Annotated in this window: 14 protein-coding genes; 8 read left to right on the top strand and 6 right to left on the bottom strand. The window is 61.7% G+C overall.

What is annotated here, in order from left to right:
• Positions 1–128: 128 nt before the first annotated feature.
• The 3 genes from mgtA to ACYZTK_RS23660 form a co-directional block, all read right to left on the bottom strand.
• On the bottom strand, positions 129–2,831 hold the full coding sequence (gene mgtA / locus ACYZTK_RS23670; protein WP_462012035.1) for a magnesium-translocating P-type ATPase: 2,703 nt from the start codon (positions 2,829–2,831) through the stop codon (positions 129–131).
• 228 nt (positions 2,832–3,059) lie between these two features.
• Entirely contained in the window at positions 3,060–4,397 is a 1,338-nt protein-coding gene (locus ACYZTK_RS23665; RefSeq protein WP_462012034.1) for a lysine N(6)-hydroxylase/L-ornithine N(5)-oxygenase family protein, read from the bottom strand.
• Between the two features lie 139 nt (positions 4,398–4,536).
• On the bottom strand, positions 4,537–5,019 hold the full coding sequence (locus tag ACYZTK_RS23660; protein ID WP_462012033.1) for a sigma-70 family RNA polymerase sigma factor: 483 nt from the start codon (positions 5,017–5,019) through the stop codon (positions 4,537–4,539).
• A gap of 321 nt (positions 5,020–5,340) precedes the next feature.
• Between ACYZTK_RS23660 and ACYZTK_RS23655 the strand changes: the two genes are divergently transcribed.
• The 3 genes from ACYZTK_RS23655 to ACYZTK_RS23645 are packed head-to-tail and all read left to right on the top strand — an operon-like array spanning position 5,341 to position 9,877.
• Entirely contained in the window at positions 5,341–6,513 is a 1,173-nt protein-coding gene (locus ACYZTK_RS23655; RefSeq protein ID WP_462012032.1) for an efflux RND transporter periplasmic adaptor subunit, read from the top strand.
• Positions 6,514–8,475 carry a MacB family efflux pump subunit gene (locus ACYZTK_RS23650; RefSeq protein ID WP_462012031.1) on the top strand — a complete coding sequence of 654 codons (1,962 nt, stop codon included), beginning with the start codon at positions 6,514–6,516 and terminating at the stop codon, positions 8,473–8,475.
• A gap of 7 nt (positions 8,476–8,482) precedes the next feature.
• Positions 8,483–9,877 carry an efflux transporter outer membrane subunit gene (locus ACYZTK_RS23645; RefSeq protein WP_462012030.1) on the top strand — a complete coding sequence of 465 codons (1,395 nt, stop codon included), beginning with the start codon at positions 8,483–8,485 and terminating at the stop codon, positions 9,875–9,877.
• Positions 9,878–10,255: 378 nt separating this feature from the next.
• Here the strand turns inward: ACYZTK_RS23645 and pvdP are convergent, their stop codons facing one another.
• Positions 10,256–11,884: a pyoverdine maturation tyrosinase PvdP gene (gene pvdP / locus ACYZTK_RS23640; protein WP_462012029.1), complete on the bottom strand. Its 1,629-nt coding sequence runs from the start codon at positions 11,882–11,884 to the stop codon at positions 10,256–10,258.
• A gap of 251 nt (positions 11,885–12,135) precedes the next feature.
• Between pvdP and pvdM the strand changes: the two genes are divergently transcribed.
• The 5 genes from pvdM to ACYZTK_RS23615 all read left to right on the top strand — a co-directional run bounded on the left by pvdM (position 12,136) and on the right by ACYZTK_RS23615 (position 20,459).
• Positions 12,136–13,485 carry a pyoverdine-tailoring dipeptidase-like protein PvdM gene (pvdM, locus tag ACYZTK_RS23635; RefSeq protein ID WP_462012028.1) on the top strand — a complete coding sequence of 450 codons (1,350 nt, stop codon included), beginning with the start codon at positions 12,136–12,138 and terminating at the stop codon, positions 13,483–13,485.
• Positions 13,486–13,515: 30 nt separating this feature from the next.
• The gene (gene pvdN / locus ACYZTK_RS23630; protein WP_462012027.1) at positions 13,516–14,796 is read left to right on the top strand and encodes a pyoverdine-tailoring periplasmic protein PvdN; all 1,281 of its coding nucleotides are present in this window, start codon (positions 13,516–13,518) and stop codon (positions 14,794–14,796) included.
• Positions 14,797–14,962: 166 nt separating this feature from the next.
• Positions 14,963–15,832: a dihydropyoverdine dehydrogenase gene (gene pvdO, locus ACYZTK_RS23625; RefSeq protein ID WP_462012026.1), complete on the top strand. Its 870-nt coding sequence runs from the start codon at positions 14,963–14,965 to the stop codon at positions 15,830–15,832.
• 220 nt (positions 15,833–16,052) lie between these two features.
• Positions 16,053–17,702 carry a cyclic peptide export ABC transporter gene (locus ACYZTK_RS23620; protein ID WP_462012025.1) on the top strand — a complete coding sequence of 550 codons (1,650 nt, stop codon included), beginning with the start codon at positions 16,053–16,055 and terminating at the stop codon, positions 17,700–17,702.
• Between the two features lie 282 nt (positions 17,703–17,984).
• Entirely contained in the window at positions 17,985–20,459 is a 2,475-nt protein-coding gene (locus ACYZTK_RS23615) for a TonB-dependent siderophore receptor (protein WP_462012024.1), read from the top strand.
• Positions 20,460–20,634: 175 nt separating this feature from the next.
• On the opposite strand, the gene ACYZTK_RS23610 is transcribed toward ACYZTK_RS23615, so the two are convergent.
• Positions 20,635–20,973 carry a DUF6124 family protein gene (locus ACYZTK_RS23610; RefSeq protein WP_462012023.1) on the bottom strand — a complete coding sequence of 113 codons (339 nt, stop codon included), beginning with the start codon at positions 20,971–20,973 and terminating at the stop codon, positions 20,635–20,637.
• Between the two features lie 602 nt (positions 20,974–21,575).
• Entirely contained in the window at positions 21,576–22,532 is a 957-nt protein-coding gene (locus ACYZTK_RS23605; RefSeq protein ID WP_462012022.1) for an alpha/beta hydrolase, read from the bottom strand.
• Positions 22,533–22,827 lie beyond the last annotated feature (295 nt).

Here is a 22,827-nt window from a genome sequence, read left to right as displayed (position 1 = left end):
GCCTGGTAGGAGATGATTTTCTATTCCCTGTAGGAGCGGGCTTGCTCGCGAAAGCGGTGTGCCAGCCAACAGTGATATCGACTGACCCACCGCCTTCGCGAGCAAGCCCGCTCCCACAGGTTTTGACGTTACTGCCAGCCAAACCGGCGGATGTAAAACCCTTTCACCGCCTGCGTCAGCCCCATGTACGCCAGCAGGATCACCGGCAGGAACACGAAATACAGCGACGGCAACGCCTGCAATTTGAAGTAGTGCGCCAGCGGCCCCATCGGCAGGAAGATGCCGACGGCCATGATGATCAGGGTCATGAGCATCAACGGCATGGCCGCACGGCTTTGCAGGAAAGGCACCTTGGGGGTACGGATCATGTGCACGATCAGCGTCTGGGTCAGCAGCCCGACCACGAACCAGCCGGACTGGAACAGGGTCTGGTGATCCGGGGTCCTGGCGTCGAACACATACCACATCAACGCGAAGGTGGTGATGTCGAAGATCGAACTGATCGGCCCGAAAAACAGCATGAACCGCCCGACGTCCGCCGGCTGCCAACGCTGGGGTTGCCTGAGCATTTCCTCGTCGACGTTATCGAACGGAATGGCGATCTGCGAAATATCGTAAAGCAGGTTCTGCACCAGCAGGTGCATCGGCAACATCGGCAGAAACGGGATGAACGCGCTGGCCACCAGCACCGAGAACACGTTGCCGAAGTTCGAGCTGGCGGTCATCTTGATGTACTTGAGCATGTTGGCGAAGGTCCGGCGCCCTTCCAGCACGCCCTCCTCCAGCACCATCAGGCTTTTTTCCAGAAGGATGATGTCTGCCGCTTCCTTGGCGATGTCCACGGCGCTGTCCACCGAAATGCCGATGTCCGCCGTGCGCAGGGCCGGCGCGTCGTTGATGCCGTCGCCCATGAAACCGACCACGTGACCGTTGCCCTTGAGCAACCGGACGATGCGTTCCTTGTGCGAAGGCGTGAGTTTGGCGAACACGTTGCAGGCCTCTACTGCAAGCGCCAGCTCGGCATCGGTCATGCGCTCGACGTCGTTGCCCAGCAACAAGCCCTGCTGTTCAAGGCCAACCTCGCGGCAGATCTTCGCCGTGACCAGCTCGTTGTCGCCGGTCAGTACTTTCACCGCCACACCATGGGCTGCCAGCGCCTTGAGGGCTGGCGCGGTGCTGTCCTTCGGCGGGTCAAGAAAGGCCACGTAGCCGATCAGGGTCAATTCCTGCTCGTCGGCCAGACTGTAGGTGTCGCGGCCTTCGATCATCGGCCGCGCCGCGACCGCCACCACCCGCAAACCTTCGCCATTGAACGACGCAGTCACCAGGCGGATGCGCGCCAGCAGTTCATCGGTGAGCGCCTCGTCGACCACGCCATGACGGACCCGCGAGCACACCGACAGCACCTCTTCCACCGCGCCTTTGCAGATCAGCAGGTGCGCACGATCATGTTCGGCCACCACCACCGACATGCGCCGGCGGGTGAAATCGAAGGGAATCTCGTCGACCTTGCGAAACGCGGTGCCGACTTTGAGTTCGCGGTGGATCTCGACGTGTTCCAGCACCGCCACGTCCAGCAGGTTCTTCAGGCCGGTCTGGTAGTAGCTGTTAAGGTAGGCCATTTCCAGCACGTCGTCGCTATCAACGCCCCAGACATCGACGTTGCGCGCGAGGAAAATCCGGTCCTGGGTCAGGGTGCCGGTCTTGTCGGTGCACAGCACGTCCATGGCGCCGAAGTTCTGGATGGCATCAAGGCGCTTGACGATGACTTTCTTGCGCGACAGGAACACCGCGCCCTTGGCCAGGGTCGATGTAACGATCATCGGCAGCATTTCCGGGGTCAGGCCCACGGCGATCGACAGCGCGAACAGCAGCGCCTCGGTCCAGTCGCCCTTGGTGAAGCCGTTGATGAACAGCACCAGCGGCGCCATGACGAACATGAAGCGAATCAGCAGCCAGCTGACTTTGTTGACCCCTGTCTGGAACGAGGTGGGTGCGCGATCGGTAGCACCGACGCGCTGGGCCAACGCACCGAAATACGTGCTGTTGCCGGTGGTGAGAACCACCACTGTCGCGGTGCCGGACACCACGTTGGTGCCCATGAACAGGATGTTGTCGAGGTCCAGTGGATTGAGGCTGTCGTTGTCCTGCTGGCGCGGAAATTTTTCCACGGGCATCGATTCACCGGTCATCGCCGCCTGGCTGACGAACAGGTCCTTGGCCCCCAGCACCCGGCAATCGGCGGGAATCATGTCGCCGGCGGACAATACGATCAGGTCTCCCGGTACCAACAGTTTGATCGGCAGTTCGATCCGCGGCAGGTCACGGCGCAATACCGTGGCCGTGTTGCTGACCATCGCCTTCAGCGCGTCGGCGGCCTGGTTCGATTTGCTCTCCTGCCAGAAGCGCAGCAAGGTCGAGAGCACCACCATGGAGAAGATCACCACGGCGGCTTTGAGGTCTTCGGTCAGCCATGAAATCACCGCGAGCAAGGTCAGCAGCAGGTTGAACGGATTTTTGTAGCAGTGCCACAGGTGGATCCACCACGGCAAGGGCTGCTCGTGCTCGACTTCATTGAGCCCGAATTGCTCACGCAGCGTTGCCGCCTGCAGTTCGTCGAGACCGTCAGGGTGGCTGCCGAGGGAGTCGAGTAAGTGCACGGTGTCGCAATTGGCAGCGCTCACCAGGGTTTGCGCCAGCGTTGGCGGTACTTCGCGGCTGACGCTGGTGTCGGTGAAGTTTTCCAGCAACGCCAGCCGACGAAAATGCCGGGCGATATGGCGGGTGCGCAGGAATCCGGCGAAGATTTCCTTGAGCAGGGTCAGGTTCATGGCAGGTCTCCCAGGGTCAGCCGGGAGAGGAGCTTGCGCCGGCGTTTATGGGAAGTAAACGCGATATGCGGGGTGTTTCAGAGTTCTTCAGGGACGGTTCAGGATTGTGGTTTGTGGGGTCTGCGAGGGCCTCATCGCGAGCAGGCTCACTCCTACAGTTTGTCCTGCATACACAGTTCAATTGTAGGAGTGAGCCTGCTCGCGATGCGGCCTCCCGGCACCCCGGAATCAGCTGGCTGTAGCCAACAACAAATCCACCACCGACCGGCTATGCCCGCGGTTCTTGCCATGCTCATACAAAGACCCGGCAATCTCGTCCGCGCGAATCGGCAGGATCGACAGCAAGGTATCGCTCAAGCCGTGGCTCGCCTGGCAGAAGCCCTGCATGTAGATGCCGGCCTTGCAGCGGTCGTCGGTGATCAGCTTGTAGTTGCGATCCACCTCGAAGTCGCCCAGGTACTGCTCCAGCGGCGCCAGCAATTTACGGTGCATCTGCCGTTCGTAACCGGTGGCCAGCACCACCGCGTCATAGCGCCGAACCGTCACTTCACCGGTGGCGTTGTTGCGCACCGCCAGTTCGATGCCGCGTTCGGTGGCGGTGGCCTGCTCGATGGTGGTCAGGGTGCGGAACGCATGGCGGGCGACGCCCGAGACTTTCTGGCGGTAGAAGATTCCGTAGATACGTTCGATCAGGTCGATGTCCACCACCGAATAGTTGGTGTTGTGGTACTCGTTGACCAGCCGCTCGCGCTCGCTGCTGGCCTGCTGGAACACCAGGTCGGTGAATTCCGGCGAGAACACTTCGTTGACAAAGGGGCTGTCATCCGCCGGCTTCAGGGCCGAGCCGCGCAGGATCATGTCTACCTGCACGGTCGGGAAGCTGTCGTTCAAATCGATGAACGCTTCTGCCGCACTCTGCCCGCCGCCGATGATCGCAATGCTCATTGGCTGGTTATCAACGCAAGGCTGCCTGGCCATCTGCGCCAGGTATTGCGAGTGATGGAACACGCGGTTGTCGCCCTTGAGCGCCTTGAACGCCTCGGGAATGCGCGGAGTACCGCCGGCGCTGACCACCACCGAACGCGTAGTGCGCAAGTGCTGCTGACCCTGGGCATCGCGGGAGATCACCCGCAGCGCCTCGACCTGCTGGTTGTGCAGCACCGGCTCGATGGTCAGCACTTCTTCACCGTAACGGCTTTGGGCCTGGAACTGCGCGGCGACCCAGCGCAGGTAATCGTTGTACTCCATGCGGCACGGGTAAAACGTGCCGAGGTTGATGAAGTCCACCAGGCGCCCGTGGTGCTTGAGGTAATTGACGAACGAGTACGGGCTGGTGGGGTTGCGCAGGGTCACCAGGTCCTTGAGGAAGGAGATCTGCAACTCGCTCTGGGTGACCAGGGTATTGCCGTGCCAGCGGTAGTCAGCCTGCTTGTCCAGAAACAGCACATCCAGTTCGCCGAGGCTGGCGCCGCGTTCTTGCAGGGCGATGGCCAGTGCCAGGTTCGAAGGGCCGAATCCGACGCCGATCAGGTCGTGAACGATGGGCGATGCAATTGCCTGTGTCATTTCCAGTGTCCTCTGGATGTACCCCTCAACAGCGGGGAGGAAAGCCGGGTGACCTGAACATCGCGTGCCAGGTCGTCTGTTGTGAATGAACGAGGACAATGAAACAAAATTTAATACTTACTTTGCGTGGCACTCAGGATCAATGCGCATCCCACTGGCGCATCCGCACCCGACAATGTTTCATCGCATTGACGATGTGCTTTTCCACCAGTGCCCGGGAAATGCCCAGGTGTTCGGCGATCTCCGGGTGGGACAGGCCATCGATCTTGCGCAGCAGGAAACTCTCGCGACACAGGCGTGGCAGTTCCGCCAGGGCGCGCTGGAGCATGTCCAGGCGCTGGCCGTGGTCGAGGCTGTTGTGCGGGGATGGGGTGAAGAAGCGCTCCTCGTTATCGAGCACTTCCAGCGACTCGACCTGACGCAGGGCGTTGCGCCGATGGTCATCGATCACCAGGTTGAGCGCGGTGCGATAGAGGAAGGCCCGGGGTTGTTCGATCGGCGTGGTGCTGGAGCGCTCCAGTACCCTCAGATAAGCGTCATGCACCACATCTTCGGCCACCTGACGGTTGCCCAGCTTGGCGTTCAGGAAACACACCAGCTCACGATAGTAGTTCTCCAACATGACTCCCGTCCGCACGGGTGCGGATTCCTTCCTTGAGCCACTCTTTGGACCGCCAAAATGGGCAGTGGCAAGATAGTGGCAGAGCGAGGCGTGTAATTTATAGTAATTCTCATATAGATTTAAAGTATTGCGTCGTCTTGCCCGAAAAATAGTCTTGGTCTATATGTGTGCCCACATGTGTCCGTGGCTAAATTCGCCGCAGCATTTCTCGTATTAAGGACAGCTCCCCGTCTCTGCCGGCATACCGGCAGCGCTCAATTATTGCCGGATATTTTCCGGTAGAGCGCACGACGGGTCGATTTCCATTGGCCGGAACCCTGCATGAAACGTCCCCGACACACCCGACGCGCCCTGCTTGCAGCACTGTGTCTGATCCCCGTTATCGCTGTTGCCGCCTGGCAGATGATCCCGCCTGGTCGGGACAAGTTCGCCACCGTGCAGGTCTCCCGTGGCGACATCGAAAGCAGCGTTACGGCGTTGGGCACCCTGCAACCGCGACGCTATGTCGACGTCGGCGCCCAGGCGTCCGGGCAGATCCACAAGATCCACGTGGAAGTCGGTGACGTGGTCAAGGAAGGCCAATTGCTGGTGGAAATCGATCCGTCCACGCAACAGGCCAGGCTCGACGCCGGACGCTATTCCATCGAGAACCTCAAGGCGCAGCTGGAGGAGCAACGGGCACAGCACGAGCTGGCGCGGCAGAAATTCCAGCGTCAGCAGCACCTCAAGGCCGGCGGCGCCACCCGTGAAGAAGACGTGCAAACGGCCCAGGCGGAACTGCGCGCCACCCAGGCGCGCATCGACATGTTCCAGGCGCAGATCCGCCAGGCCCAGGCCAGCCTGCGCAGCGATCAGGCCGAACTCGGCTACACGCGGATCTATGCGCCGATGGCTGGCACCGTCGTTGCCCTCGATGCCCGGGAAGGCCAGACGCTCAACGCGCAACAGCAGACTCCGCTGATTCTGCGCATCGCCAAGTTGTCACCGATGACCGTCTGGGCCGAGGTGTCGGAGGCCGACATCGGTCACGTCAAACCCGGCATGCAGGCCTGGTTCACCACCTTGAGCGGCGGCACTCGACGCTGGAGCAGCACCGTGCGGCAGATTCTGCCGGTGCCACCCAAACCCCTCGACCAGACCAGCCAGGGCGGCGGCAGCCCGGCCAGCTCAAGCAAAAGCGGCAGCGCGCGGGTAGTGCTGTACACGGTGTTGCTCGACGTCGACAACGCCGACAATGCGTTGATGGCGGAGATGACCACCCAGGTTTTTTTCGTCTCCGATCAAGCGAAGAATGTCCTCACCGCCCCCATCGCCGCCCTGCAAGCCGGCACTCAAGCCGATCAGCAGATCGCCCGGGTAGTCGCCGAAAACGGCAGCCTGCAGCAGCGGGAAGTGCGCACCGGTATCAGCGATCGCCTGCGGGTACAGATCCTCGACGGCCTGCAGGAAGGCGACCACCTGCTGATCGGACCGGTCGACGGGAGTGGCGGCTGAATGCTGACGCCCCTGATCGACCTGCAGGACATCCGCAAATCCTACGGCGGCGGTGACGCCCCGCAAGTGCACGTGTTGCGCGGCATCGACCTGGCGATCCATGCCGGCGAGTTCGTTGCGATCGTGGGTGCGTCGGGCTCGGGCAAGTCGACCCTGATGAATATCCTCGGTTGCCTCGACCGCCCGACCTCGGGTGAGTATTTGTTCGCCGGGCAGAACGTCGCCGGCCTCGACAGTGACGAGCTGGCCTGGCTGCGGCGCGAAGCGTTCGGGTTTGTGTTCCAAGGTTACCACCTGATCCCCTCCGCCTCGGCCCAGGAAAACGTCGAGATGCCGGCGATCTACGCCGGCACCCCTGCCGCCGAGCGCCACGCCCGCGCCGCGGCCCTGCTGGAGCGCCTGGGCCTGGCCTCGCGCACCGGCAACCGCCCGCACCAGCTGTCCGGCGGCCAGCAACAACGGGTGTCGATTGCCCGCGCGCTGATGAACGGCGGCCACATCATCCTCGCCGACGAACCCACCGGCGCCCTCGACAGCCACAGTGGCGCCGAGGTCATGACCTTGCTCGACGAACTGGCGAGCCAGGGTCACGTGGTGATCCTCATCACCCACGACCGCGAAGTGGCGGCGCGGGCCAGGCGCATCATAGAAATACGCGACGGGCTGATCATCAGCGACAGCGCCCAGGTCCAGCTTGAGGCCAATCCCCGGGCACTGCAGGCGGTGGACTTGCGCAAGCGCCTGACCGAGGGCGCCGAAGCCTCCGGTGCCTGGAAAGGTGAACTGGTGGATGCGGTGCAAGCGGCCTGGCGGGTGATGTGGATCAACCGCTTTCGCACCGCGCTGACGCTGCTGGGGATCATCATCGGCGTGGCCTCGGTGGTGGTGATGCTCGCCGTCGGTGAAGGCAGCAAACGCCAGGTGATGGCGCAGATGGGCGCGTTCGGCTCCAACATCATTTACCTCAGCGGTTCCTCGCCGAACCCTCGAACTCCGTTGGGCGTCGTCACCCTGGACGAGGTCAAGGCGGTGGGCAGCCTGCCCCAGGTGACGCGGATCATGCCGGTCAACGGCCAGGAAGCCGGGGTGCGCTTCGGCAATCTCGACCACTTGAGTTACGTCGGCGGTAACGACACCAACTTCCCTGCCATCTTCAACTGGCCCGTGGTCGAGGGCAGTTACTTCACCGAGGCGGATGAACAGAACGCCGCAGCCGTCGCGGTGATTGGCCACAAGGTGCGGCAGAAACTGCTGAAGAATGTCGCCAACCCGATCGGCCAGTACATTCTCATCGAAAACGTGCCGTTCCAGGTGGTGGGCGTGCTCGCGGAAAAAGGCGCCAGCTCCGGCGACTCCGACAGCGACGACCGCATCGCCATCCCTTACTCGGCCGCCAGCGTGCGCCTATTCGGCACCCACAACCCGGAATACATCGCGATTGCCGCTGCCGATGCGCGCAAGGTCAAGGAGACGGAACAGGCCATCGAACAGCTGATGCTGCGCCTGCACAATGGCAAGAAAGACTTCGAACTGACCAACAACGCGGCGATGATCCAGGCCGAGGCGCATACGCAAAACACTCTGTCGCTGATGCTCGGCTCGATTGCTGCGATCTCGCTGCTGGTGGGCGGCATTGGCGTGATGAACATCATGCTCATGACCGTGCGTGAACGCACCCGCGAGATCGGTATTCGCATGGCCACCGGCGCTCGTCAGCGCGACATCCTGCGCCAGTTCCTGACCGAAGCGGTGATGCTCTCGGTGGTCGGCGGGTTGGCGGGGATTGCCCTGGCGCTGATTGTCGGTGGTGTGCTGATGCTCAGCGAAGTCGCTGTGGCGTTTTCCCTGATAGCGGTACTTGGTGCCTTTGGCTGCGCCCTGGTCACCGGTGTTGTCTTCGGCTTCATGCCGGCCCGCAAAGCTGCCCGACTCGACCCGGTCACGGCCCTTACCAGTGAATGATCGACTTATGAAGCCGCAACTCAGTCTGTTGACGCTCTGCCTGTTGCTCGGCGCCTGTGGCAGTCCCGCTCAGCGACCGGACAGCGGCCTGCAGCCGCCGGCCGCCTGGCAATCACCGCACAGCGAAGGCGCCAGCCGCAGCAATGTGCAGTGGTGGTCGCAGTTCGGCAGCCGTGAGCTGGACCGTTTAGTCGAGCAGGCCAGGCTCGGCAGTTTCGACCTCGCCGCAGCGATGGCCCGGGTGCGTCAGGCCCAGGCCGAGACGATCGTGGCTGGCGGCTCGCAATTGCCGGAGATCAAGGCCGGCCTGAATGCCAACCGGCAGAAACTCCTGCGGGGCAATGGCTACAGCCAGCTCGATGCTGACAGCAGCAACAAGGCGGTGGATTACTTCAACGCTAACCTCAGCGCCAGCTACGAGATCGATTTCTGGGGCGGCCAGCGCGCGTCTCGGGACAGTGCGCAGTTCGCGCTGCAGGCCAGCGAGTTCGATCAGGCGACGGTGGAGTTGACCCTGCTCAGCGGCGTCGCCAACGGATACGCGCAAACCTTGTCTTTGCAGGAACAACAGCGCATTGCCGAGTTGAACCTGGCCAATGCGCAAAACGTGCTGAACCTGGTCCAGACCCGGTATGACTCGGGCTCGGCGACGGCCCTGGAGCTGGCTCAGCAGAAGAGCCTGGTGGCCGCGCAGCAGCGTCAGCTGCCGTTGGTGCAGCAGCAGGCGCAAGAGGCGCAGATCAGCCTCGCCGCTCTGCTCGGCCGGCCGGTGCAACAGCTGTCGCTGGGTCAGGAGCGTTTTGCCCAGCTGTCATGGCCGACCATCGCGGCCGGCGTGCCCAGCGAACTGCTCACCCGTCGGCCGGACATTGCCCGGGCGGAGGCGCAACTGGCCGCTGCACAAGCCGACGTCACAGTGGCCCGAGCGGCCATGCTGCCCAAGGTCACCCTCAGTGCCGAACTGGGTTCCGGCGCCGACCGCGCGGCGGATATTCTGCGCAACCCGTTCTACAACCTCAGTGCCGGATTGCTCGCACCGGTGTTCAACAATGGCCGCCTGGGTGCCGAACGCGACAAGGCCACGGCCCGCCAGGAAGAACTGCTGGAGACGTACCGCGGGGCAATCATCAATGGTTTTGCCGACGTGGAAAAAGCGCTGAACAGCATTCGCGGGCTGGATCAGCAGCGGCAGTGGCAAGGGGAAGAATTGAATCAGGCGCAGACCGCATTCGACATTGCGCAGAATCGCTATGAGGCAGGGGCGGAGGATTTGCTGACGGTGCTGGAGACCCAGCGCACGCTGTATGCGGCGCAGGATTTGAATGTGCAGCTGCGGCTGGCGCGGTTGCAGGCGAGTATTGCGTTGTACAAGGCGTTGGGTGGGGGGTGGCGGGCGCTGTGATTGGCGGCGTCGCTCAGGACGCCATCGCGAGCAGGCTCACTCCTACAGTGGTCCGGGTTCACAAAGCCAATGTAGGAGTGAGCCTGCTCGCGATGAGGCCGGCCAAGCAAACATAAGTGTCGCCTGCCAGAAAGTCATCGCGGGCAAGCCCGGCTCCCACAGGTTTCATGGATGCCACATGATTGAGGCACCAAACAAAACCTGTAGGAGTGAGCCTGCTCGCGATGAGGCCGGCCCAGTCGACATAAGTGTCGCCTGCCAGAAAGTCATCGCGGGCAAGCCTTGCTCCCACAGGTTAAAGGGGTGCGGCCCAGTCATGCGGCACAACACATTACCTGTGGGAGCCGGGCTTGCCCGCGATGAACGATAACTCGGTCTTCAAGCCTGACTCTGTTTAGCCCTCAAATGCCGCGCATACCAGGGCCGCTGCGGCACCTTGCGGAACAAATCCGCCAGCTTCTGTTCATCCTCGCCAAAGGTGATCCGCAACGCCAGCTTCATGGTTTCAGGGTCCATCTCCACCGACTTGCCCGCCTGCAACCCCGGCGTGGTACTGCAACCATGAGTCCCCGGCCCCAGCCACGGATCATCCACCTCAACCCATCGCCCCGGTGCAAACCACTCCACGCCATTGACCTCCAGGCGACTCACCTGCCCCGGATGAAAACGCTCGTGGGCGCGAAACCAGTCTTCCAGGCGATCATCGATCCAGCCGTGAAAGTGCCAGAACACCGGGCTCACGTGCGAGGAAAACGGATCACCGAGAAAATCGTTTTCCGCAGCAAACCAGCGCGCCGAAAAGTCTGAGGGATCCCGGGCGAACGGCACCGGCTGGCCGTTGGAAGGGTCACGCGGCACCGAGGCCCAGCGCATGTGCAGCCAGTCGTGCAACCCCAGTTCCACCTCGGAACCGAACTGCCCCAGCGTCAGCTTCGACAGGTAACGCGGGTCGCGATAGCGCGACTCCCACACCTGGAAATTGCTGTGGTAGGTCTCGGCGGTCTTGATGTCAGCGACCCACTGCGAGTACTCCGCATCGTCGTCGGCCAGCCAGGTCGGCGGCAACGCGGTGCCGTCATGATTATCGAAATAACGGGCGAAGGCGACCCGATCACGGGCCAGCTCCGGTTGCGGCAACGGGAAGTGCGGCCAGGACGGCAGGTCCTGCATCGAACGCGCCGTGCCGAGCATGTGTCGGTGCATGAAGAAAAAATCCACCCCGGAACCGTTGCGATCCTTGCGCGCGCCTCGGGCATCGCGCTCCTTATCCCGAGGCCCGGGCTGCCAGCCGATGCCGCGCAGGGCTTCGCGTTTGTCTTGGGGCAGCGTATGCCACTTGTCCCGGGAGGCATGCCAGAGCTGGTGGAACAATCGATGCTCGGGAGAGATCAACCAGGCCAGCAGCGTCGGGTTCAGACCGGTACGCTCGCGGGCTTCCGGGAGCACGCGCTTGAGCGCAACAAAGCGATGGTCCTGAGCGGTCATCATCAAGGGTCGATCCAGACTCAACACCCGGCCGCTGAGCGTGCCGCTGCCGGCATTGCCGAAACCTGCCCAGACTTCGTCCAGGGACATGCTGAATTCGTAATTCGGGGTGTCTTGAGCCGCATTGGCGCTGATCAAACGCCAGGTTAGCTCAGCGGGTTTGGCATCCGCCAGATCACCCAGCACCCGGTAACGCGGAGGTTCACTTGCGCGCAGGCGTTCGGCGGTGTCGAGGAAGCCGGTCAGGCCGCGGCCCTTGTGGCCGACGTCGAGAAACACTTCCAGGCCGTCCCGGGGCAAGCCTGCGATACCGGCATCGCGGCCCTCGAAGCGGATCTGCCAGACGCCACGCAGAGTGTTGGCCAGGTGCTGGCCGGCGACGTCTGCCACGTCGAATGTCGCTTCGCCGGGGGTGATCGTCGGATCCGGCCGGGTCCATTGGCGATGCCCATAAAAAGCTGCAGGCACAGCGGCGCCGGTCAGCGCCAGGCCTGCCATGAACCATCGTCGAGAAATCGTCATTGCCCTACCTGTGTCAGCCATGAAGCAGGCTTTATCCAAGCTAGGACGTTTGTTGGGTCGGGAAATTTATGGTGCCCCCAAAAGATCGCAGCCTCCGGCAGCTCCTACAGGGGACGGCGTACACCCGTAGGAGCTGCCGAAGGCTGCGATCTTTTGCGGACAACCTAAATTCCAGGGTCAATCACTCGTTCTACCCAGATAGCAAACCCCCCTGCGCCCGCACCGGGGCGGTGAACCTGACTGAGATGGCTATGACAAAACCACGTTCGAAAAAGGCTCTCTACATCGGCCTGCCGCTGGCGCTGGTTATCAGCGCCGGGGTCGGCTTTGCGGCCTGGGATTTCTGGTTCAAGGACAACTCCGGCTACCCGGTGAAGGTGATGAAGCAGGCCGAGGAACTGCAGGAACGCATCCTCACCTTCGACAGCCACGTCACTGTCCCGCTGGACTTCGGCACCGCCGGCAACGAGGCCGACAAAGACGGCAGCGGCCAGTTCGACCTGGTCAAGACCGGACGCGGACGTCTGTCCGGCGCGGCCCTGACCATCTTCGGCTGGCCGGAAATCTGGAACGGCGACAACGCCCCCCACCGCCCCACCGCAGGTTTCGTCGACGAGGCACGGTTCGAGCAGGAAACCCGCTACAAGATCATCACTACCCTGGTGCGCGACTTCCCTAACCAGGTCGCCATCGCCTACACCCCAGACGACTTTCGGCGCCTGCACGGCGAAGGCAAGTTCGCGATTTTCATCAGCATGCTCAACGCCTATCCACTGGGCAACGATCTGAACGCCCTAGACCAATGGGCCGCCCGCGGCATGCGCATGTTCGGCTTCAGCTACGTGGGCAACAACGCCTGGGCCGATTCCTCGCGGCCGCTGCCGTTCTTCAATGATTCGCGCGACGCCCTCGGCGGTCTGTCGGACATCGGTCAGCAAGCGGTGCATCGTCTCAACGATCTTGGGGTGATCATCGACGTGTCGCAAATGTCGACCAAGGCCCTTGAGCAGGTCGCAAAGCTGAGCCGCACGCCCATGGTCGCCTCGCACTCGGCGCCCCGGGCGCTGGTGGACATTCCGCGCAACCTCAGCGACGAAGAAATGCAGCTGATCAAGCACAGCGGTGGCGTGGTGCAAATTGTCGGCTTCCCGACCTACATTCGCCCGCTCAGCCAGGCTACCCGAGACAAGCTCAACGCGCTGCGCGCCCGATTCGACCTGCAACCCTTGCAAGGCCTGGAAATGGCCCTGATGCCAGGCGATCCGATCATCACGGTCTGGTCCGCGCAGCGTTTTGGCGAGTATGCCAGCCAGCTCTACGCGATCGTCGATGAAGAACCCAAGGCCACGCTCAAGGACTATGGCGACGCAATCGACTATGCGGTGAAAAAAATCGGCATCGACCATGTCGGCATCAGCTCCGATTTCAACGACGGCGGCGGCCTGGATGGCTGGAAGGACGTCAGTGAAGCGCGCAACGTGACCGCCGAACTGATCAGTCGCGGCTACAGCGAAGCCGACATCGCCAAGCTCTGGGGCGGTAATTTCCTGCGGGTGTGGGACCAGGTACAACAGTCGTCGAAACCGCTGGCGAACAACTGATTTTTTCTTTTGCAAAAGCGAACCGAGCTCATGACCAACCGACGTTCATTCCTCAAGCAGGCCGGGATTCTTGCCGCCGGCCTGCCCCTGGGTGTCGCTGCCACCCTGCCCGCTCTGGCCGCCAACCCGGCGCCGCTGCCGAGGGACAAATGGGCGCAGTTGCGTCAGCTGTTCAATCAGGACCCGGACTATCTGCACTTCGCCAACTTCCTGGTGACCTCGCACCCCCGGCCTGTGCGCGAGGCGATCGAGCGACATCGCGCCAACCTCGACCGCAACCCCGGCCGTGCCATGGACTGGGACCTGGGGGAAACCGAGAAGCGCGAACAGGAAGTGCGGTTGTGGGCCGGGCGTTACCTCAAGGCCAAGCCTGAGCAGATCGCTCTCACCGGCAGCACCACTGAAGGCTTGTCGCTGATCTACGGCGGCATTCACGTGCGCCCGGATCAGGAAATCCTCACCACCGAGCACGAGCACTACGCGACCCACTACGCCCTGGATTACCGCCAGCAGAAGGACGGGGTGAAGATCCGCAAACTCAAGCTGTTTGACGACAGCCGCGAGGTGTCGGTGGATGAAGTGCTGGCCTCGATTGCCCAGGGCATTCGCCCGAACACCCGGGTGCTGGGCATGACCTGGGTGCACTCGGGCAGCGGCGTGAAACTGCCCATTGGCGAAATCGGCAAGCTGGTAGAAGAGCAAAACCGCGCGCGCGAGGACAAGGACCGCATCCTGTATGTGGTCGATGGGGTGCATGGTTTTGGCGTGGAAGCCCTGGAATTTCCCGACATGCGCTGCGACTTCTTTATTGCCGGCACCCACAAATGGATGTTCGGCCCGCGCGGCACCGGGATCATCTGCGCCCGCTCCGCCGAGCTCAAGGACGTCACGCCGACCATCCCGACGTTCTCCGAAGCCACCGCCTTCTCGACCATCATGACCCCAGGTGGGTACCACAGCTTCGAACATCGCTGGGCCCTGGACGAGGCGTTCAAGCTGCATCTGGAGCTGGGCAAGGCCGAGGTGCAGGCGCGCATTCACGGGCTGAACAGTTACGCGAAAAATCGGCTGCTGGAGCATCCGCAGATTGAGCTGGTGACGCCGATGAGTCCGGACCTGTCGGCTGGTTTCACCTTCTTCCGGATCAAGGATCGCGACTGCGAAAAGGTCGCCGCGCAGCTTATGGAGAGGCGCGTCGTGTGCGACTCGGTGGACCGCGATGTCGGACCGGTGATCCGCATCGCCCCGGGCCTGCTCAACAGCGAAAGCGATATAGACCGGTTTATGGCTGTGTTGAGCAAAACCGCCTGATGCACAACCTTCGGCATGACACATACCCCGTGTGGGAGCGGGCTTGCTCGCGAAGGCGGTGTGCCTGTCGATGTAGATGTTGCCTGACACACCGCTTTCGCGAGCAAGCCCGCTCCCACAGGGGGGACGGTGCATGCCGCCAGTTTTTCTTTCGACGAGACACCCCATGAAAAGCAATCTGCAATTCCTGCCACTCAAGGCACTCGCGCTCATCGCTGCTCTCGCCCCAACCACCACTCTGGCCGCCACCCCACCGCAATCAGGCAAAGTCTTCAAAGACTGCCGCGACTGCCCGGAAATGGTGGTACTACCCGCCGGCACCTTCACCATGGGCACCCCGGAGGACGAAGTCGGGCGCGAACCCGATGAGAGTCCGATGCACCCAGTGACATTCGCCAAGCCGTTTGCCATGAGCCGCTTCCAGGTCACCGCTGGCGAGTGGGACAGCTACGTACTCGAAAGTGGCGTGACCATCGCCAATGGCGACACCCGACCCGGTCGCGAGTGCATTGCCAGCAAACCACGCTACCCGCAAAGCCCGCGCCAGCCAGCGGTGTGCATGAACTTCGATGACGTGAAGAACTACGTGGCCTGGTTGTCGAAGAAGACCGGGCAGCAATACCACATGGTCAGCGAAGCCCAGCGCGAATACGCCGCCCGCGGTGGCAGCAAGGGCCCGTTTCCCTTCCCGTTCGACGAGGGCAAGCAATACAGCATCGCCAGGCACGCCAACACCTACGGCCCGGCGGATGGCTACAGCTACAGCTCGCCGGTGGGCAGCTACCCGGCGAATGCCTTTGGCATGTTCGACATGCACGGCAATGTCTATGAATGGGTGCAAGACTGCGAACACCCCAACTACATCGGCGCCCCCACCGATGGCAGCGCCTGGCTGGAAGCCAATTGCGAAGCGGTGCGCATTCGCGGCAACGATTGGGGCGAAGCTCCGGTGTTCTCGCGCTCGGGCAACCGCAACAGCCAGTACCCGCAAGAGCGTGGGGACTGGATCGGGTTTCGCGTAGCCCGCGATCTTTAACCCTACACATCCCCCGTAGGAGCTGCCGAAGGCTGCGATCTTTTGATCTTGCTCTTAAAATCAAAATCAAAAGATCGCAGCCTTCGGCAGCTCCTACAGGGGGTTCTGGCGTCGTTGAGATTGTAATCGCGAGCAAGCTTTGCTCCCACACCGTCTAAATTACCCCCCCCACCAGACGTTCTACTGGGTATCTGTCTTTCCACCCAAGGAACCGTCTTCCATGACTCAGCCTCCCCGTGGCGCCATCGGCGAGCTCTTCGCCCTGTTGAAACCCTTTCGGCTGATCGTCGCCGCGTCGATCTTCCTGGGCATGGTCGGCGGACTGAGCGTCACGGTCTTGCTGGCGACCATCAACAACGCCCTGCACTCGGAGACCGGCCTGACCCAGGGCGTCGTCGCGCTGTTCGCCGGCCTGTGCCTGCTGGCGCTGGCCAGTTCTATCTGCTCAGACATCGGCACCAACTACGTCGGCCAGCACATCATCGCCAAGCTGCGTAAACAGCTGGGCGAGAAAGTCTTGTCGGCGCCCATCGAACAGATCGAGCGCTACCGCAGCCATCGCCTGATCCCGGTACTCACCCATGACGTCGACACCATCAGCGACTTCGCCTTCGCCTTCGCGCCCCTGGCCATTTCGCTCACGGTGACCCTGGGCTGCATGGGCTATCTGGCCATTCTGTCGTGGCCGATGTTTCTGATCATGGTCGCCGCGATCCTGATCGGCACGGCGATCCAGGCCTACGCCCAGAGCAAAGGTGTGCAGGGTTTTATGGCCGCCCGTGACGCCGAGGACGAACTGCAGAAGCACTACAACGCAATCGCCGAAGGCGCCAAGGAACTGCGCATCCACCGCCCGCGCCGCCAGCGCATGTACGTCGCAGGCATCAAGTCCACAGCCGAATTCATCTGCAACACCCAGGTGCGCTCGATCAACACTTTTGTCATCGCCAAGACCTTCGGCTCGATGCTGTTTTTCGTGGTCATCGGCCTGGCCCTGGCCCTGCAAACCTTCTGGCCCAGCGCCGACAAGACCGTGATGAGCGGCTTCGTGCTGGTGCTGCTGTACATGAAAGGCCCGCTGGAGCACTTGATCAGCACGCTGCCGATCGTCAGCCGCGCACAAATTGCCTTCCGTCGCATCGCCGAGCTGTCCGAGCAGTTTTCCACGCCGGAGCCGCACCTGCTGCTGAGCGACCAGGGCCAGATCAAACAGGCGGTGCACGAACTGAAGCTGGACAATGTGCGCTTCGCCTTCCCTGCCGCCGAGGGCGCCGCGCCTTTCCAGCTGGGCCCGGTGAACCTGACGATCAAACAAGGCGACATCACTTTCATTGTCGGCGAGAACGGTTGCGGCAAGACCACGCTGATCAAGCTGCTGCTGGGCCTGTACACCCCGCAACAGGGCGAGATCTGCGTCAATGGCGAGGCGATCGATGCGCAGAACCGCGACGATTATCGCCAGCTGTTCACCACGATCTTCGCCGACTATTACCTGTTCGATGACGTGATCCAGGGCGACCAGCAGATCCCCGAAGACGCCAACAAATACCTGCAGCGCCTGGAGATCGCGCACAAGGTCAGCGTCAAGGACGGCAGCTTCACCACCACCGACCTGTCCACCGGGCAGCGCAAACGCCTGGCGCTGGTAAACGCCTGGCTCGAAGAACGTCCGGTGCTGGTGTTCGACGAATGGGCCGCCGACCAGGACCCGACCTTCCGCCGGATTTTCTACACCGAGCTGCTGCCGGACCTGAAACGACTGGGCAAGACCATCATCGTGATTTCTCACGACGATCGGTATTTCGACGTGGCGGATCAGTTGGTGCGGATGGAAAGCGGGCGGGTGGTCACTGAAACAGTCCCTGCCTGATCAGGACTTTATGGCCGTGCGCGGACTTGTGGGAGCGGCGGTGCGACGATTCGACTTGCCCGCGAAGGGGCCATCACATTCAACATCGTTGTTGACTGGTCCACCGCATTCGCGGGCAAGTCGAATCGTCGCACCGCCGCTCCCACAGGATCCGTGATAGGCCCGCCCCCATACACTTTATTTTCCCGATTTCTTTCCGGTTTTACCCCGACGCCCCGTCTTAATAATAATTCCTATTAACAATAACACTGCCCAACACTTTTTCAGGAGCTCAGGTAAGTAATGCGACCTCTCACCCGCCGCACACCTCTCGCGCTGGCCGTACAGCGCCCGACGCTGCATCGCAGCCTGTTCACCAGCGTACTGCTGACCGCCACCTTGCTGGGGAGCTCGATGGCCAATGCTGCACCTGTAAAAGTGAGTATCCCGGTGCAGCCGCTGTCCAGCGCCCTGACCGAGCTGGGCATGCAGACTAACCTGCAGATCCTCTACAGCCCGGATCAGGTCGCCGGCATCAAGTCCCGCGCAGTGTCCGGCTCTCTGGAACCCTCCCAGGCCCTGGCGGAACTGCTCATGGGCACCGGCATCTCGTTCCAGATCAACGGCAACACTGTGACCCTGACCTCCGGCGGCGGTTCGAGCCTGCAACTGGGCGCCACCACCATTTCCGGTCAGGCCCTGGGCCTGACCACTGAAGACACCGGCTCCTACACCACCGGCGCGACGACCACCGCGACCAAGCTGCCGCTGACCCTGCGCGAGACACCGCAATCGGTGACCGTGGTGACTCGCCAGCAGATGGATGATCGAGGTGCGCAGAGCGTCGGTGACGTGCTGCGCAACACCCCCGGTGTGACCACCCAGAAGTATGACAGCGACCGCACCGAGTTTTCCGCCCGGGGCTTTGCCATCACCAACTTTCAATACGATGGCGTTAACCAGCCCTACGACGGTGTCTACGGCGAGAACCCGAACAACAGCGACGACTCCGCTGGCCTCGATCGCGTCGAAGTGATCAAGGGTGCGACCGGCCTGATGACCGGTTCCGGCGACCCGTCCGCCACCGTCAATCTGGTGCGCAAGAAGCCGACCAAGGAGTTCAAGGCATCGGTCAGCGCCACCGCCGGCTCCTGGGATAACTACCGCACTGAAGGCGACATCTCCGGCTCGTTGAACGACTCCGGCACCGTGCGTGGGCGTTTCGTTGGCGCTCTGCAGGATAAAGACTCGTACATCGATCACTACAGTCAGAAGAAGGATCTGTACTACGGCGTGCTGGAAGCCGACCTGACTGACGACACTCTGCTGACTCTGGGTGTCGACAAGTCCAGCGCTACTCCGCGGGGCAGTTCGTGGACCGGTAACACGGCGTACTTCGCCGACGGAGGCCGTACTGATTTCTCCCGCAGTTTCAATCCGGGCGCGAACTGGAGCCGTCGGGACTTCGACAGCATCACTTACTTCGCCTCGCTGGAACAGGCGCTGGCCAATGACTGGAAATTCAAGGCCAGCTTCGACCAGAAAACCACTGACCATGACACCCAACTGGCCTCCGCGAGCGGTGGCGCACCTGACCGCGCCACTGGCGAGGGCATGTTCCTGTACTGGGGTCGCTGGGAAGGTCATCGGGTGCAAAACACCGCTGACGTTAACGTCTCCGGGCCGTTCTCCCTGGGCGGTCGAGAGCACGAGCTGGTGGCCGGTTTCATGGCCTCCCACTCGCGTCAGACCGGTGCCAACTACGACACCCCCTCGGACAGCGCCCTTCCAGGCAGCATTTATGACTGGAACGGCAGCCTGCCAAAACCGGACTTCCAGAAGAACGGTAAATACGAACGCACCCAGAGCCAGAACGGCCTGTACCTCGCCACGCGCCTGCGTCCGACCGATGAGTTGTCGTTCATCATCGGTAGCCGTTTCAGTACCTTCAAGTACAACGAGGACTACTCCTACATTCCCGGCACTCAGCCAGACACCCACGCCAGCTACAAGGAACATGGTGTTGTCACCCCTTACGCCGGTGTGGTCTACGACCTCAACGACACCTACTCGGTCTACGGCAGCTACACCAAAATCTACCAGCCGCAGATCAACAAGGACATCAACGGCTCGACCCTGGCACCGGTTGAAGGCGACAGCTACGAGACCGGGCTGAAAGCCGCTTACCTCGAAGGAAAACTCAACGCCAGCCTGGCCTTCTTCCGCATCGAGCAAGATAACTTCCCTCAGTCGATCGGCACCAACGAAAGCACCGGCGATGGCATTTTCAAAGCCACCGACGGCGCCACCACCAACGGGGTGGAACTGGAACTGGCGGGTGAACTGGCACCGGACTGGAACGTATCGGCCGGCTACACCTACGCCCGCACCCGCGACAAGGACCACCAACGCATCTACGGTTTCCCGCTGGCCACCAACAAGCCGGAACACCTGATCCGCACGTTCACCACCTACCGCCTGCCCGGTGCGTTTAACCAGGTCACTGTCGGCGGCGGCGTCAGCTGGCAGAGCGCGTTCTACGGCCAGAGCTACAGCCCGGACGTGGGCGGCGGCGTAGGCGGCGCCACCTCGCTCAAGCAAGGCGGCTACACCCTCGTCGACCTGATGACCCGCTACAACTACGACGATCACCTGAGCTTCACCGTCAACGCCAACAACGTCTTCGACAAGAAGTACCAGTCGGGCATCGGCAACTTCGGCACCACGTTCTACGGCGAACCGCGCAACCTGCAGCTGACCGCGAAGTATGATTTTTGAGCGTTGAGCTGAAATGAAAAATGCCCGCTTCGAAAGATGCGGGCATTTTTTTATGGTTAAAAGCAAGATCAAAAGATCGCAGCCTTCGGCAGCTCCTACGGGTGTACGCACCACCGTGTAGGAGCTGCCGAAGGCTGCGATCTTTTGACTTTAACAACTCATGATTCTGCAGCAGTTACTCAGGACACCCCAGCTGATCCAACGCCCGATTCACCGCCAACTCCCCCAACATGATCACCTGCGCAATACCCAACAGCGCATTACGCGAACTGCCTTCCAAATGATCAACCAAATCGGTAGCCATGACATTGGCCGACGCCAGCGACTCGCAGGCATACGCCAGTAGGGTTTCGTTATCGAGTTCGGGGTTGACGGTGAACAGGGTGCAGAGCTTGTGAGGGGCGGCCTTGATGTCGGCGATCGAGGGTGGGTGATCGGCTGAGTGATTTGAATGGCAATTTTCAGGGGCTGATGTCGGATCAGAGTCCGGCGGATTCGGCGTTACTTTGAACATAGATGAAACTCCAGGTTTGCATGATGGAGCCATCAGCCTCGCTACCAAACGAGGGTGGTGGCCATACGAAGGTTGGTAGACCGGTATACCTGGAACCCGGCGCGTCCGAGAACGCCCTGCGCATGGCCACCATAAAAACAGAAGATGAAGAACCTCTGCATAAGGTCGCGCTTTCCACCAGATATCCGGGCTACCAAACCCGATCGCTGTTTTCCAGCGACCACGCAACGATAGAGCCCGCACCCAAGGCGCACAAGCCGGCGGATTCTGGCTTACCTGTAGGCAATGGCGCAAGGCGTTGTAGCTTGCAGGAAGTAATCATGGGCGGGATTAAACACGCGCCATCAAACGACGTTTAACGTGCAAAAAAGACAAAGCTTTATCGGGATATGAAGCGATTCCAACTTCAAGACTTGCGAAATTTTGACGCCGCCATCGCGGGCAAGCCTTGCTCCCACAGAAGATCCAGTGTCGGGCACATGATCAAGGCTCGGCACAGCACCTGTGGGAGCAAGGCTTGCCCGCGATGACCAAAGTTGCCGCACCACAAATCCCTGCACTGAAAATCGCCATCTCGTTATGAGAGATCGCCTCGTTTCAACTCACAACCGCGCCCGCACCCACCCCGCCACTTCCTGGTGAATTCCCTCCACCTCGCTGAGCAACCCGCCCATGCGCATGAAGTCATGGGTCATGCCGGCCTGTTCCAGCAGCGTCACTTCATTCCCCGCTTCCCGCAACCGTTCGGCATACGCCAGCCCTTCGTCATGCAACGGGTCATACCCGGCGAGGTACACCAATGCCGGTGCCAGGCCCGACAGGTCTGGCGCCAGCAAGGGCGCGCAGCGCCAGTCTGCGAGGTCGGCGGGGGTGCGGCTGTAGTGGCTGTAGAACCAGTCCAGCGTCGGGGTTTCGAGGAGGTAGCCTTCGGCGAAATCCCGGTGGGAGGGGCGTTTGGTGGTGGCGTCGGTTACGGGGTAGACGAGTACCTGGGCCTTGGGTTTTAGCTGGAGTTCTGCGGGATCGTGGACGGCGATGATTGAGAGGACGGTGGCCAGGGTTGCGCCGACGCTGTCCCCGGCGAATGCTGTGCGGGTTGCGTCCAGGTCCAGGGTTGCGCCGTGTTGGGCGAGCCAGTTGGCTGCGTCGCAGGCGTCGTTTACGGGGGTTGGGAACTGGCATTCTGGGGCGAGGCGGTAATCGACTGTCAGGAGGGCGAAGCCGCCTTGGGCGGCGAGACGGCGGCAGAGGGCGTCGTGGGAATTGAGGCTGCCGACTACGTAGCCGCCGCCGTGGAAGTAGAGGATTACGGGTTGCAGGGTTTCGACCGGGTTGGCGTCGCGGTACAGGCGGGCTGGGAGGTGGTGGCCGTCTCTGGCGGGAATGGTGAGGTTTTCGCAGGCGATATGGGTCAGCGGGGTGTCGAGGAAGTTTGAGGAGGCTTCGAAGTCTATGCGGGCTTGTTGGGGGGTGAGGTCGTGCATGGGGCGGCTTTTGCCGGTGAGGCGGCCGAATTCGGCGAGTTCGAGGAAGGCTTCGAGTTCGGGTAGGACGGGCATGGAGGTGGATCCTTTGAATTTTTGGGGCCGGGAATTGGGCAGTCGAAATTGTGAAAAATGGCTACATTCCTGTAGGAGCGAGCTTGCTCGCGATGAAGGTCCAAGCACCGCGTTTTTTCAGGACGCGCGCGTTATCGTTGACGACCATCGCGAGCAAGCTTGCTCCTACAAAGGGCCGGGGTTTATTCAGATAGCGCGCGTTATCGTTGGAGTCCATCGCGGGCAAGCCCGGCTCCCACAGGGGGTCGGAGTTTGTCCAGATAGCGCGCGTTATCGTTGAAGTCCATCGCGGGCA

Source organism: Pseudomonas sp. LB3P31 (assembly GCF_054897945.1).
This window is presented reverse-complemented; position numbering and strand designations above follow the sequence as displayed.